Below are 13157 nucleotides of genomic sequence, written 5' to 3' on the forward strand. Positions count from 1 at the left end.
AATTCAGTTAATAGCTGAATTCCCCTTTAAACTATTCCGTTATCAGAACGGGTTAATTAAGATGCCAATCGGTGTTGTTCAAAATTTCCCAGCAATTCAGTGATAAATTCCAACCGCTTTATTCTGTCAGTTAAATCGATATTAAACTTCAGTTTGGTTGGACCATCCAGACGGTAGCGTTGAGGTTGTTTCTGTAGCAGACCAATCAGATAACTTGGATCGACATGGTTACGCTCACTGAATTCAATAAATCCGCCTTTTTCATTGCCTTCAATACGCTTAATTCCCAGCTTTTTAGCGCGTTGACGTATGGCTGCGGTTTGTAACAGATTACGGGTCGCATCAGGTAGCAGGCCAAAACGGTCAATCAGTTCGATTTTCAGTTCATCCAGATCGTCTTCGGTCATTGCACTGGCAATACGCTTGTAGAATGACAGGCGAGTATTTACATCTGGCATATAGTCGTCTGGCAACAGCGCCGGGACTCGTAGTTCTACATCGGTCTGGCTTTGAGTCAAATCTTCTAATGACGGTTCGCGGCCATCTTTCAGTGCGTCTACTGCGCTTTCCAGAAGCTCCATGTACAGCGAGAAACCGATAGTGGTGATTTGACCACTTTGATCTTCTCCTAACAGCTCACCGGCACCGCGAATCTCCAAATCGTGCGTGGCTAATGCAAAACCAGCGCCTAAATCTTCCAGTGAAGCCACGGCTTCCAGACGCTTAACCGCATCGGTCGTCATGACTTTTGGATGTGGAGTGAGCAGATAGGCGTAAGCCTGATGGTGAGAACGGCCCACACGCCCACGTAATTGATGAAGTTGCGCCAGTCCAAAACGGTCAGCACGTTCAATAATAATGGTATTGGCATTTGGAATATCAATACCGGTTTCAATAATGGTGGTACACACCAGAACGTTAAAACGCTGATGGTGGAAGTCTGACATGACGCGTTCCAGATCTCGCTCATGCATTTGGCCGTGACCAATGGTGATACGAGCTTCGGGTACTAACTGAGTCAGATGTTCTGCTGCTTTATTGATGCTGGCGACATCATTATAGAGGTAGTAGACCTGCCCACCACGTAACACTTCCCGCAAAATAGCTTCGCGAATAATCAGGTCATCATACTCGCGAACAAAGGTTTTCACCGCTAAACGACGTGCTGGTGGCGTGGCGATAATCGACAGGTCGCGCATACCGCTCATGGCCATATTTAAGGTTCGTGGAATAGGGGTAGCGGTTAATGTCAGAATATCCACATTGGCACGCATCGCTTTAATGCGTTCTTTCTGACGAACACCAAAGCGGTGCTCTTCATCGACAATCAGTAAGCCTAAATCTTTCCAGCGCAGATCGCTCTGAAGTAATTTGTGGGTGCCAATCAGAATATCAATCTTACCTTCGACGGCAGCCTCTAAAATTTGCTGTTGTTCCTTAGCGGTTCTGAAGCGCGACATCACCTCAATGCGCACCGGCCAGTTGGCAAAGCGATCGCGAAAGTTATCATAATGCTGTTGGGCTAACAGCGTAGTGGGTACCAGAATAGCGACTTGCTTATTATTCATAACCGCAAGGAATGCGGCCCGCATCGCCACTTCGGTTTTACCAAAGCCCACGTCACCGCATACCAAACGGTCCATGGCGTTAGTCCGGCACATATCCCCTAAAACTGCGCCAATGGCATTGGTTTGGTCTGGCGTTGGCTCGTAAGGGAATGATTCACAGAATTGCTGATACTGTTCGCGATCCTGTTTGAAAGCAAATCCCGGCTTGGCTTCACGACGGGCATAAATATCCAGTAGCTCTGCCGCCACATCACGTACTTTTTCTGCCGCTTTTTGCCGCGCTTTGCTCCAGGCTTCGCCACCCAGTTTATGCAACGGCGCATTTTCTTCGGCACCACCGGAATAACGACTGATGAGATGCAAAGAAGAGACCGGAACATACAGCTTATCTTCACCGGCATAAGTCAGAATCAAGTATTCAGCTTTAATACCACCCGCTTCTAATGTAGTCAGACCCGCATAGCGACCGACGCCGTGTTCAAGATGAACTACTGGCTGTCCCGGGCGAAGCTCCGCCAGGTTACGCACCAGGGTATCGGTATTAATTGTCCGTCGATTATCCTGACGGCGAGTCATAATACGCTCGCCTAACAGGTCGCTTTCACAGATAACGGCAAGCTGGTTGTTATTATCAAGAAAACCGTGTTCACAGCCGCCAATCATCAGATACTGGCCTGGCTGTTGCGCCTGAGCGAGTTCATCTATTAATACAGGGCGTAACTTAATGCGCGCTAATAGCTCCTGCAATGTCTCTCTGCGGCCTTCACTTTCCACTGAGAACACCACTTGCCCTGCAAAAGATTCAATAAAGCGACGCAGGTTATCTAACGGTGACTTATTTTGATGCTGAACGGCAATATCCGGTAGCGGCTGATAATCCAGATTCAGGCTACCTGCTTTTTTACTAACGCTTTCATGATCAAGCTGAATACGTGGCCACTGTTTTAATTCAGCAAATAGTTGGTCAACGCGTAACCACAAGTTGTCCGGAGGCAGAAGAGGACGCATGGGATCAACACGACGATTATCAAAACGCTGTGAAGCATCGGCCCAAAAACGTTCGGCGGCTTGTTCAATATTTCCCAGACTAACCAGCAAAGTATTCTCTGGTAAATAGCTAAACAGGGCTGGAAGAGGTTGACTGAAAAAGAGTGGCTGCCAGTATTCAATACCGGCGGGCCAGACGCCTTTAGAGACCTGTTGATAAACATGTTCCGGATCGCGTCGTACTTCAAATTGCTCGCGCCACTGGCTACGAAATAATTCAATAGCATTCTTATCCGTTGGGAACTCATGGGCCGGCAGGAGATTAATATGCTCCACTTCGTTCAGGGTGCGCTGAGTGTCTACATCAAACAGGCGAATACTGTCGATTTCATCATCAAAAAAGTCCAGGCGATAAGGCTCTTCGCTTCCCATCGGGAAGAGGTCCAGCAGAGCGCCACGGGTAGCAAACTCACCGTGTTCCAGTACCTGATCTACCGAGCGATAACCTGCCTGTTCTAACTGGGCGCGCAAATTATCTCGCGACAGGCGATCGCCTTTTTTCGCCACCAGTGCGTGTCCCATCAAGAATGAATGAGGACAAACTTTCTGCATCAGGGTGTTAACCGGCAGAATCATCACGCCGTCTTGCATCTGTGGTAGTTGATACAGGCTGGAGAGGCGTGAAGAGACAATCTCCTGATGGGGAGAGAAACTGTCATAGGGCAGCGTCTCCCAATCGGGCAGCGCCGTTACAGGCTTGCGGGTAAACTGACGCAGTTCATCGTTAATTCGCAGAGCCTGCTGCATATCCGCAGCAATTAACAGAACCGGACCAGAATGCCGGTTAATGATTTCGGCACTGATAACGGCAATGGAAGAACCGTATAAATGACCTATCTGACGCAAGTCACCCGGGCGCTCTGGTAGCGTAAAGCGATGTTGAAGGGACATTCTGTAATAAAATCTCTTTATCTGTCAGGTGGTTAAACCCGTAGGGATAGGTGACAAAAGCACATCCCATATCAATCTGGCTGAGTATATGTAACGTTGTGCATCATGGCACAGGTCATGATGGGTTCTATATTAATCTAATCCATGGGCTGTTGTCCGGTGAAATAAGATTTAAATCTGTGTAAAGGTTGGGGTAACGGGGATTTTTCCATCGGTATATCAATGATAAAATGCGCCCGGAAGAAATATCGGCAGATAAGCGCTTAAAGGTTCCATAAAGTGCCATCAGCCTTTATTATCCCTGAGCGATAATGCAATGAAAGCGTTTCGTCCTAATACGATGATTTTTATTACTGGCTGACTGACTTACCGGGAAGTACTCACAGGTGAGCGTCCATAAAAAGAGTAAATAGATCTTAATGTATCAACCCGTTGCGTTATTTATAGGTCTGCGCTACATGCGTGGAAGAGCGACAGACCGGTTTAGCCAGTTTGTGTCCTGGTTGTCCACCATCGGTATTACTCTCGGTGTGATGGCGTTAATTACCGTCTTATCGGTAATGAATGGCTTCGAACAGGAGCTGGAAAAGAATATTTTAGGGCTGATGCCACAGGCATTAGTCACCACCAAACAGGGGAATATCAATCCTCAGGAACATCCCGTTACCCAGCTATCGTCGCTACCGGGCATCACACGCATTGTTCCGCTAACCACCGGTGATGTTATTTTGCAGAGCGCCAAAGGGCTCTCTGTTGGTGTGATGTTGGGTATCAATAAAGAAGATAATGATCCATTGGCGGGTGCGGTATACGGTGCCCATGTTTCTCAGTTGGAGGCGGGCAGCTATCGGGTGATTCTCGGTGAGAAGCTGGCAGAACAGCTGGGTATCAAGCTGGGCGATCAAATCAGAATTATGGTCACCGGAGCCAGTCAGTTTACGCCGATGGGACGCATTCCCAGCCAGCGTTTGTTTACCGTGGTTGGTACTTTTGCTGCCGGTAGTGAAGTCGATGCCAGCGAATTGCTGGTGAATCAGCAAGACGCCTCCCGCTTAATGCGTTATGCGGTGGGTAATATCAGCGGCTGGCGTTTGTATATGCAAAAACCGCTGGATGTGGTTTCTCTTAGCCAACAGCCATTACCCGAAGGGCTGGTGATGAAAGACTGGCGGGATCGCAAAGGTGAACTGTTTCAGGCGGTTCGGATGGAAAAAAACATGATGGGGCTGCTGATTGGCCTGATTATCGCCGTAGCCGCGTTTAATATTGTGACTTCTCTTAGCCTGCTGGTAATGGAGAAACAAGGCGAAGTCGCTATTCTGAAAACTCAGGGGCTAAAACGTCGCCATATTATGAGCGTGTTTATGGTTCAGGGAGCTACGGCCGGCATCATTGGCGCGCTGTTAGGTTCACTATTGGGCGTTCTTCTCGCCAGTAACCTGAATGTACTGATGCCATTTATTGGGCGTTCGCTGTCCGGGGCGGGCTTACCGGTAGTTATCAATTATTCTCAGGTGATTATCATTGCGCTGTTCTCTATGGGACTGGCGCTGCTTTCCACGCTTTATCCTTCCTGGCGGGCTGCCGCCGTACAACCCGCAGAGGCATTACGCTATGAATAAATCTTTGTTACTGCAATGTGTAGACCTTTGCAAAACTTATCAGGAAGGCAAGCTGAAAACCGAAGTGTTGAAAAACGTTGCCTTTTCAATGGCTCCGGGTGAGCTAATGGCGATTGTCGGTAGTTCTGGTTCGGGTAAAAGTACGCTCTTGCATCTGCTTGGCGGATTAGATGCACCAACCTCCGGTGATGTTATTTTTAAAGATCGTTCTTTGAGCTCTATGAGTTCAACCGCCAAAGCAGAACTACGTAATACACAACTGGGATTCATCTATCAGTTTCACCATTTATTGCCAGATTTTACCGCATTAGAAAATGCCGCCATGCCGCTAATGATTGGTCAGGTTAAACCTTCAGAAGCGGAAGACCGCGCCAGAGCAATGTTGGCAGCAGTAGGGCTGGAAAAACGAGCGGCACACCGTCCATCAGAACTTTCCGGTGGCGAACGCCAGCGAGTGGCGATAGCCCGGGCACTGGTTAACAATCCGGCACTGGTACTGGCGGATGAGCCCACCGGTAATCTGGACCAACGCACCGCTGACAGTATTTTTGAACTGTTAGGAAATCTGAATCGCCAGCAGGGCACCGCATTTCTGGTCGTCACTCATGATCTGAAGCTGGCCCGTCGCCTCGATCGTCAGCTTGAAATGCGTGATGGCCACCTGAGTCAGCAGTCAATGATGCTGGAGGCTGAGTAATGTCTGCTGCCCCTCTGTCGTTAAAAATTGCACTTCGTTTTAGCCGTGGGCGACGCCGCAGTGGAATGGTATCGCTGATATCTATCATTTCGACCATAGGCATTGCGCTGGGTGTAGCGGTATTAATTATTGGCCTGAGTGCCATGAATGGCTTTGAACGTGAACTGAAGAACCGCATTCTGGCGGTAGTTCCCCATGGTGAAATTGAAGCGGTCGATCAGCCATTTAATGACTGGCCTGCGGCACTAAAACAAGTTGAACAGACAGACGGTGTAGCAGCGGCTGCACCTTTTATTTCGTTCACTGGTCTGGTGGAAAGCGGTACTCAACTACGAGCGATTCAGGTTCACGGTGTTCAACCGGATCAGGAAGAAAAACTGAGTGCCTTACCGCAGTTCGTACAAAATAATGCCTGGAAAGCGTTTAGAGCCGGTGAGCAGCAACTGATTCTGGGCAAAGGCATTGCTGACGAACTAAATGTAAAGCAGGGGGATTGGGTAACGGTCATGATCCCAAGCAGTGACCCAAGTGGTGAGATGAAAATCGGTCAGCCGCAGCGTATTCGTCTGCATATTGCGGGAATTTTACAGCTGAGTGGCATGCTCGATCATAGCTTTGGTATGGTGCCACTGAGTGACGCTCAGCAATATCTGGAGATGGGGAATAGTGTCACCGGTATCGCATTTAAAGCGAATGACGTTTTCACTGCCAATGTGGTCTCTAAGCGCGCGGTAGAAGCGACGGGTAAATATGCCTATTACCGCAGTTGGATTTCGACCTATGGTTATATGTACCGTGACATTCAACTGGTACGCAGCATCATGTATCTGGCGATGATTCTGGTGATTGGTGTTGCCTGTTTTAACATTGTTTCAACGCTGGTGATGGCAGTAAAAGATAAAAGCTCAGATATAGCTGTATTGCGAACGCTGGGTGCGAAAGACCGGCTGATTCGTTCGGTGTTTATCTGGTACGGTTTAATGGCAGGTTTGATTGGTAGCATCAGTGGTGTGGTCGTTGGTGTGATCGTATCCATGCAGCTCACTAATATCATAAAGATGATAGAAAACATGATTGGACACCATTTCTTATCGGGTGGCGTCTATTTTATTGATTTCCTGCCATCTGAATTACATTGGCTTGATGTGGTTAGCGTACTGATCACTTCGATTATTCTGAGTTTGATAGCCAGCTGGTATCCAGCCCGACGCGCAAGCCGCATTGATCCTGCTCGCGTGTTGAGCGGGCAATAACAGTATGATAAGCGAGAAAGGAAGGAATATGTACTACGGTTTTGATATGGGCGGTACCAAAATAGAGTTCGGTGCTTTTGATGAACAACATCATCGTCTGATTCAAAAACGGGTTCCCACTCCTCGTGATGATTACCCGGCATTATTGAAAGTACTATCAGAGCTGGTTCTCGAGGCGGATAGTCAGTTAGGATGCCAGGGTAAGGTCGGTATTGGCATTCCTGGTATGCCCGATAGTGAAACGGGGGAACTGTTTACCGCTAATGTTCCGGCTGCAATGGGGAAGCCATTGGCGTCGGATTTGGCAGCCTTAATTCAGCGCCCGGTACGAGTCGATAATGATGCCAACTGTTTTGCCCTGTCAGAAGCCTGGGATGGTGAGTTTCGCCAGTATGCCAGCGTATTAGGTATTATTCTGGGTACCGGGGTTGGTGGCGGCATTGTTATCAATGGAAAAACCTTTAGCGGTCGTCATTACATTGCTGGTGAGTTTGGTCATTTGAGGTTACCGGTTGATGCACTGGACGTGTTGGGCAGAGATATTCCCCGTGTAGCCTGCGGTTGTGGTCATGCGGGCTGTATTGAGAACTATATTTCTGGCCGGGGATTTGAATGGGTGTATCAGCATTTCTTTAATGAAAAATTACCGGCTCAGCAAATTATCCAGCATTATCGAGCCGGAGAGGCGAAAGCCGTTGAACACGTCGAGCGTTTCTTAGATTTACTGGCGGTTTGTCTGGCTAATATTTTTACCGTTCTCGACCCACATTTAGTGGTGATTGGCGGTGGATTATCAAACTTTGATGAGATGTATCCTTTGTTACCAGAGCGAATTAAGCCACACTTATTAAGCGTGGCAAAAGTACCTCGTATCGAAAAAGCCCGCTGGGGCGATTCTGGCGGTGTTCGTGGCGCCGCATTTTTAAATTTATTGGATTAAATCCGGGTAATAAAAGGAGTTTGTAGCAATGCGAGTTCATCGCCGTTTGTTTCGTACGAGAGTGAAACATATACGACATCAGCGCCATCGTATGCGTTATTACCACAGCGTACTATGTTCAGCCTGTGAAGAGGTGAAAGCCAGCCAAAATCCATCAGTAGTCGTATTAACTGGCGCAGGTATTTCTGCTGAATCCGGCATTCGTACTTTCCGGGCGTCAGATGGATTATGGGAAGAGCATCGTATTGAAGATGTCGCGACTCCGGAAGGTTTTGAAGCCAATCCGGAACTGGTTCAGACATTCTACAACGCCCGCCGCCGCCAATTGCTCAATCCTGAAATTCAACCCAATGAAGCACACAAAGCACTGGCTAAACTGGAAGACGTACTGGGCAATAACTTTCTGCTAATTACGCAAAACGTCGATAACTTACATGAACGTGCCGGTAATATGCGAATTATCCATATGCACGGTGAACTGATGAAAGTTCGTTGTACTCAATCAGGCAAGGTTAGCGAGTGGAAAGGGGATTTGTCGGTTAACGATCTCTGCGACTGTTGTCAGCCTCCGCAACCGATGCGTCCGCATATTGTCTGGTTCGGTGAAATGCCGTTTGAAATGGATAAAATAAATCAGGCCATTGCTGAAGCTGATTACTTTATTGCTATCGGCACTTCGGGTCATGTTTATCCTGCCGCTGGATTTGTACGCAGCGCCCGTTTATATGGTGCCCATACCGTAGAGTTGAATCTGGAAGAGAGCCAGGTTGGCAGTAGCTTTACGGAAAAACACTATGGTTTAGCCAGTGAAGTGGTACCCAAATATATTCAGGATACTTTTTTAAATACCATTGCGACTGATTGTGTAAAGAAGTAATGATAGTAGATGGTTAATAAATAAGGGATTATTTATTAACCATTGAATCTTAATCATTTGATATACCCGATCATCTTTAACTAAAAAATCAATTACAAAGGCAAGATGAGATGAACAATAACCTGATATTTCCGGTTACTGCATCAGAATATCCGGAAGTGACCGAACTATGGGAACGCTCTGTCAGAGCCACTCATGACTTTTTGCCAGAAGAGGATATTCAGTTTTTTCGCCCGCTGATATTGAATGAATTCCTGCCGATGGTAACGCTGTTTTGTACCAAAACTATGCAGGGCCGTATTAGCGGATTTATTGGTATAGCAGAAGATAAAGTCGAAATGCTGTTTATCGATCCGGACTATCGTGGTCAGGGATTGGGGAAACGACTATTAAACTATGCCATTGCTCAGAAACAGATTACTCAAGTAGACGTGAACGAACAAAATCCACAGGCAGTGGGTTTCTATCTCAATTGTGGGTTTGAGGTGGTGGGGCGATCTGAACTGGATGGTATGGGGAAGGCGTATCCGATATTGCGGTTGAGGTTGAAGAAAACTGCGTTATAAGTAGGGCATTTAGAACAGAGTAAGTTTCGTCCACTAATAGAACAGAATCTGTCTGAGCATTTGTGCGAGTGGACGAGCAGGAGGCGTTAAGGCGAACGCCTCCTGCACCTCCGCGCCTTCGCACACGAATTCAGGTCGCTACGCGACTCCCTTCCTCCTTCACTCGGGCTTACGCACCGGCATGGATTCGTTTCAGACGAAGCCATGCCTCGCCAAACTTCCATGTTTGGCGTGCTACCCTCTTTCAGTCGTCAGCTGGATTCCAGTGCTCTTAAAGGTCAACAGAAGAAGGCCAAAGGATTGTTTAGTATTCAGGGCGTTGCCCTGAATATTTTTTCTTTTTCTTTTTCTTTTTTAGCTATAGCTAATCGTTGGGAGAGGCCGCCGTTGGGGTCGTAGCAGCTTTAGCTGCCGGAGCGCCCCTAGGGGGACTAGGCCCAACGCGCTCCAGGCTTAAGTACTGATGGTCTTCCGGCCGGGCACACCAGCAATATAAGCACATTGTCATTACGGCCGGAATGTCCTCACAGGGCGATTTTAATTAAGCGAGCAAGTCCGGCGCTTACCGGGCTGAAGTACTGATGGTCTTCCGGCCGGGCACATCGGCAATATAAGCACATTGTCATTACGGCCGGAATGTCCTCACAGGGCGATTTTAATTAAGCGGGCAAGCCCAGCGCTTACCGGGCTGAAGTACTGATGGTCTTCCGGCCGGGCACATCGGCAATATAAGCACATTGTCATTACGGCCGGAATGTCCTCACAGGGTGATTTTAATTAAGCGGGCAAGCCCGGCGCTTACTGGGCTTAAGTACTGATGGTCTTCCGGCCGGTCACACCGGCAATATAAGCACATTGTCATTATGGCCGGAATGTCCTCACAGGGCGATTTTAATTAAGCGGGCAAGCCCGGCGCTTACCGGGCTGAAGTACTGATGGTCTTCCGGTCGTGTGCATAGGTAATATGCCATTACGGCCGGAATATTCTTTAAAGCCAATTTAAAAGATCTTATCAAACATCAAGCGTCCGCTAACTCGCCCATCGCTTGCTTCAAAATCTCTGCCGCCAGAATCACATCTTCAAACTCGCTATACTCATCCGGATGATGGCTCACGCCTTCTTTTGAAGGAATAAACAGCATACCAGCAGGGAAGTCTTGCGCCATATACATGGTGTCATGACCAGCACCGCTCATCATGGTAACGTAAGGAACACTGTGTTCCTGACAAATACGCTCCAGACGTTGCACAATCTCATCTTTCATCAACACTGGCATATCATTCGCCAGTTCAGAAACGTGAATCACTACATCCTGTGCTGCTTTAGCATGCTCTACCGATGAGAGGAATTTAGCCACTACGCGGTTTACGCTGGCTTTATCGACGCCACGAATATCCACATAGAAAGTTACATCGCCAGGAATAACGTTAATCGCATTCGGCGTCACGTCAAGGCGACCAACAGTACCCACGGTGCCATAAGCTGATTCATAACAGGCTGCGGTGTTGATATCGGTGATAATAGCGGCACTGGCCACTAACGCATCATGACGTTGAGACATGGGTGTTGCGCCAGAGTGGTCTGCATGACCGTGAACTTCAACGCGATAGCGACACGGAGCCGCAATACCGTTAACCACACCAATACGCTTATGTTGATGTTCCAGCACCTTGCCCTGCTCAATGTGGGTTTCGATAAAGCCATCGAAGTAATTTGCAGGCAGACGGCACTCATCCAGTTTCTGGCTTTGATAACCACAGTTATCTAACACCTGAAAAATATTATTACCTTCGCTGTCGGTATTTTTTGCCCACTTATCAAAGTCGGCCTGACCTGCCATCACCTTACTGGCCATACAGGCAAAACCAAAACGACTGGACTCTTCTGCACGGAAGATCACCAACTCAAGGGAGCGTTTTAATTGTTGAGGTTTAAACTGGGAGATAGCATACAGGCCAGCAATAACGCCGATAACACCATCGTAAGCACCGCCCTGAGGTACTGAGTCAATGTGGGAGCCGGTACCAATAGCCGGTAGCTCCGGATTTTTACCTGGCAGGCGAGCGAATATATTTCCCATCATATCCTGACGTACCTGCAGCCCCATTTGCTGCATTTTCTCAATCATCAGTTTATGTGCTTGCTCGTCTTCTTTTGAGTAGGCCAGACGGGTAATCCCTGGTGTTGAATCATTAACGCTGAAGGCAGTAATTTGTTCAAAAAGGTCGAGAGCCGATTGCTTTGTTAGTGCTTGAACCATTCCAGTTATCCTCTTGTCATCCCTAAATTTCAGGATGTTTAATATTGCGATGAGTGTTTATTCTTTATATCAGGAAACCATGAAATAAATAAACCCACGCATGTGAAACAATATGATTAACGGTAACAATATGCCAGATAATCATAACAAGGGATAATTTAGACTTCAGTCTAATTTCGGCATTGACTTGATATACATCATATCCGCCTCACATCTAGCGGTAAGAAGAGACAAAATGAAAGGGTGGTAATGATAAAAAAATACCGGAGAAGACGATATCACGGTTTCTCCGGCAGTATTATTTAACCTGTGGGGCGATAATAAAATAACGCTTATCAGCCGCCTGCTTTCAGGTTCTGGAATAATGTTTCATACAATAAACCAGACTCTCCGACAGAACCTTGCCATTGACCATTTTTAAGCGTTTCTTCGTCAGGATACAACGATTTATCTTCTGTTAGTGACTTAGGTAATAGCTTTCTGGCTTCAATGTTTGGCGTTGGATAACCAATTTCATTAGCAATTTTAGCTGCCACTTCAGGGCGTAACAGATAATCGATTAACTTCAGCGCGCCTTCAACGTTTTTAGCATTTGATGGAATCGCCATACTATCCATCCAGAAAATGGCACCCTCTTTAGGCCAGATAAACTGAAGGTGAACACCTTCCTGACGGGCCATATATGAAGAACCATTCCACAGCATGCCAATATCGATATCCCCTTCAATATAAGGGTTGGCAGGGGCGTCGGAGTTGAATACCACCACGTTAGGCATCAGCTTACGTAATTCTTCGTAGGCTTCCTGAATTTGCTTAGGATCGGTAGTGTTAATAGAGTAACCGAGTTTTTGTAAAGCGATAGGGAACACTTCACGGGCATCGTCCAGAATCAAAATACGATCTTTAAAACGCGGTTCCCACAGGTCTGCCCAACTGGTAACTGTTTTCGGGTCGATAACATCCGTATTCACCGCGATAGCCGTAGCACCCCAGGTATAAGGAATAGACCATTCGTTGGTAGGATCAAAAGGTTTTGACTGTAGAGCCGGGTCGATATTTTTAAAGTTTTTCAGCTTGCTGGTATCGATCTTTTGAATCATACCTTCATCACGCATACGGGCAACGAAATACGCGGAAGGTACCACTAAATCGTAAGCACCATCTTTGTAAGTTTTTAGCTTGGTATACATGGTATCGATCGACTCAAAGGATGAGTTGATCACTTTAATACCGGTCTCTTTGGTGAAATCATCCATCAATCCCGGAGGAACATATTCAGACCAGTTATAGAAATAAACGACATCTTTATCGGCTTGTGCAGCGCCGATAGAGAGCAGCATGGCTCCTGCAGCCAGCAGATGAGACCACTTTTTCATTCAGCGTATCTCCTTAAAAGGGAACGGTTGGAGATGAAACGCCGGAGCAGGGCCCCGGC

At 47.4% G+C, this 13157-nt stretch carries 10 protein-coding genes; 7 read left to right on the forward strand and 3 right to left on the reverse strand.

The window, feature by feature from the left end; translation table 11 throughout:
• Positions 1-56: 56 nt before the first annotated feature.
• Positions 57-3506, reverse strand: a complete 3450-nt coding sequence (gene mfd / locus EKN56_RS06905; RefSeq protein ID WP_130591097.1) for a transcription-repair coupling factor — start codon at positions 3504-3506, stop codon at positions 57-59.
• Positions 3507-3925: 419 nt separating this feature from the next.
• On the opposite strand from mfd, the gene lolC reads away from it, so the two are divergent.
• From lolC to EKN56_RS06940, 7 genes are all read left to right on the forward strand, one after another.
• Positions 3926-5128: a lipoprotein-releasing ABC transporter permease subunit LolC gene (lolC, locus tag EKN56_RS06910; RefSeq protein WP_130591098.1), complete on the forward strand. Its 1203-nt coding sequence runs from the start codon at positions 3926-3928 to the stop codon at positions 5126-5128.
• Entirely contained in the window at positions 5121-5825 is a 705-nt protein-coding gene (lolD, locus tag EKN56_RS06915; protein ID WP_130591099.1) for a lipoprotein-releasing ABC transporter ATP-binding protein LolD, read from the forward strand. The genes lolC and lolD overlap by 8 nt, the downstream gene beginning before the upstream one ends.
• Positions 5825-7078 carry a lipoprotein-releasing ABC transporter permease subunit LolE gene (gene lolE, locus EKN56_RS06920; RefSeq protein WP_130591100.1) on the forward strand — a complete coding sequence of 418 codons (1254 nt, stop codon included), beginning with the start codon at positions 5825-5827 and terminating at the stop codon, positions 7076-7078. The genes lolD and lolE overlap by 1 nt, the downstream gene beginning before the upstream one ends.
• Positions 7079-7106: 28 nt before the next feature.
• On the forward strand, positions 7107-8018 hold the full coding sequence (nagK, locus tag EKN56_RS06925; RefSeq protein ID WP_130591101.1) for an N-acetylglucosamine kinase: 912 nt from the start codon (positions 7107-7109) through the stop codon (positions 8016-8018).
• A gap of 28 nt (positions 8019-8046) precedes the next feature.
• Positions 8047-8895: a Sir2 family NAD+-dependent deacetylase gene (gene cobB, locus EKN56_RS06930; RefSeq protein ID WP_130591102.1), complete on the forward strand. Its 849-nt coding sequence runs from the start codon at positions 8047-8049 to the stop codon at positions 8893-8895.
• Positions 8896-9005: 110 nt separating this feature from the next.
• Entirely contained in the window at positions 9006-9461 is a 456-nt protein-coding gene (locus EKN56_RS06935) for a GNAT family N-acetyltransferase (RefSeq protein WP_130591103.1), read from the forward strand.
• 204 nt (positions 9462-9665) lie between these two features.
• Positions 9666-9860, forward strand: a complete 195-nt coding sequence (locus EKN56_RS06940) for a hypothetical protein (RefSeq protein ID WP_130591104.1) — start codon at positions 9666-9668, stop codon at positions 9858-9860.
• A gap of 620 nt (positions 9861-10480) precedes the next feature.
• Here the strand turns inward: EKN56_RS06940 and EKN56_RS06945 are convergent.
• Both EKN56_RS06945 and potD read right to left on the reverse strand, forming a co-directional pair.
• Complete coding sequence (locus EKN56_RS06945) at positions 10481-11722, reverse strand: Zn-dependent hydrolase (RefSeq protein WP_130591105.1); 1242 nt, start codon at positions 11720-11722, stop codon at positions 10481-10483.
• 335 nt (positions 11723-12057) lie between these two features.
• Complete coding sequence (potD, locus tag EKN56_RS06950; protein ID WP_130591106.1) at positions 12058-13098, reverse strand: spermidine/putrescine ABC transporter substrate-binding protein PotD; 1041 nt, start codon at positions 13096-13098, stop codon at positions 12058-12060.
• Between the last annotated feature and the right edge of the window lie 59 nt (positions 13099-13157).

Source organism: Limnobaculum zhutongyuii (genome assembly GCF_004295645.1).
GTDB lineage: Bacteria > Pseudomonadota > Gammaproteobacteria > Enterobacterales > Enterobacteriaceae > Limnobaculum > Limnobaculum zhutongyuii.

Excerpts from the sequence above, each read along its gene's own strand:
- mfd (WP_130591097.1), bottom strand. The coding sequence starts at position 3,506 with ATGTCCCTTCAACATCGCTTTACGCTACCAGAGCGCCCGGGTGACTTG.
- lolC (WP_130591098.1), top strand. The coding sequence starts at position 3,926 with ATGTATCAACCCGTTGCGTTATTTATAGGTCTGCGCTACATGCGTGGA.
- lolD (WP_130591099.1), top strand. The coding sequence starts at position 5,121 with ATGAATAAATCTTTGTTACTGCAATGTGTAGACCTTTGCAAAACTTAT.
- lolE (WP_130591100.1), top strand. The coding sequence starts at position 5,825 with ATGTCTGCTGCCCCTCTGTCGTTAAAAATTGCACTTCGTTTTAGCCGT.
- nagK (WP_130591101.1), top strand. The coding sequence starts at position 7,107 with ATGTACTACGGTTTTGATATGGGCGGTACCAAAATAGAGTTCGGTGCT.
- cobB (WP_130591102.1), top strand. The coding sequence starts at position 8,047 with ATGCGAGTTCATCGCCGTTTGTTTCGTACGAGAGTGAAACATATACGA.
- EKN56_RS06935 (WP_130591103.1), top strand. The coding sequence starts at position 9,006 with ATGAACAATAACCTGATATTTCCGGTTACTGCATCAGAATATCCGGAA.
- EKN56_RS06940 (WP_130591104.1), top strand. The coding sequence starts at position 9,666 with ATGCCTCGCCAAACTTCCATGTTTGGCGTGCTACCCTCTTTCAGTCGT.
- EKN56_RS06945 (WP_130591105.1), bottom strand. The coding sequence starts at position 11,722 with ATGGTTCAAGCACTAACAAAGCAATCGGCTCTCGACCTTTTTGAACAA.
- potD (WP_130591106.1), bottom strand. The coding sequence starts at position 13,098 with ATGAAAAAGTGGTCTCATCTGCTGGCTGCAGGAGCCATGCTGCTCTCT.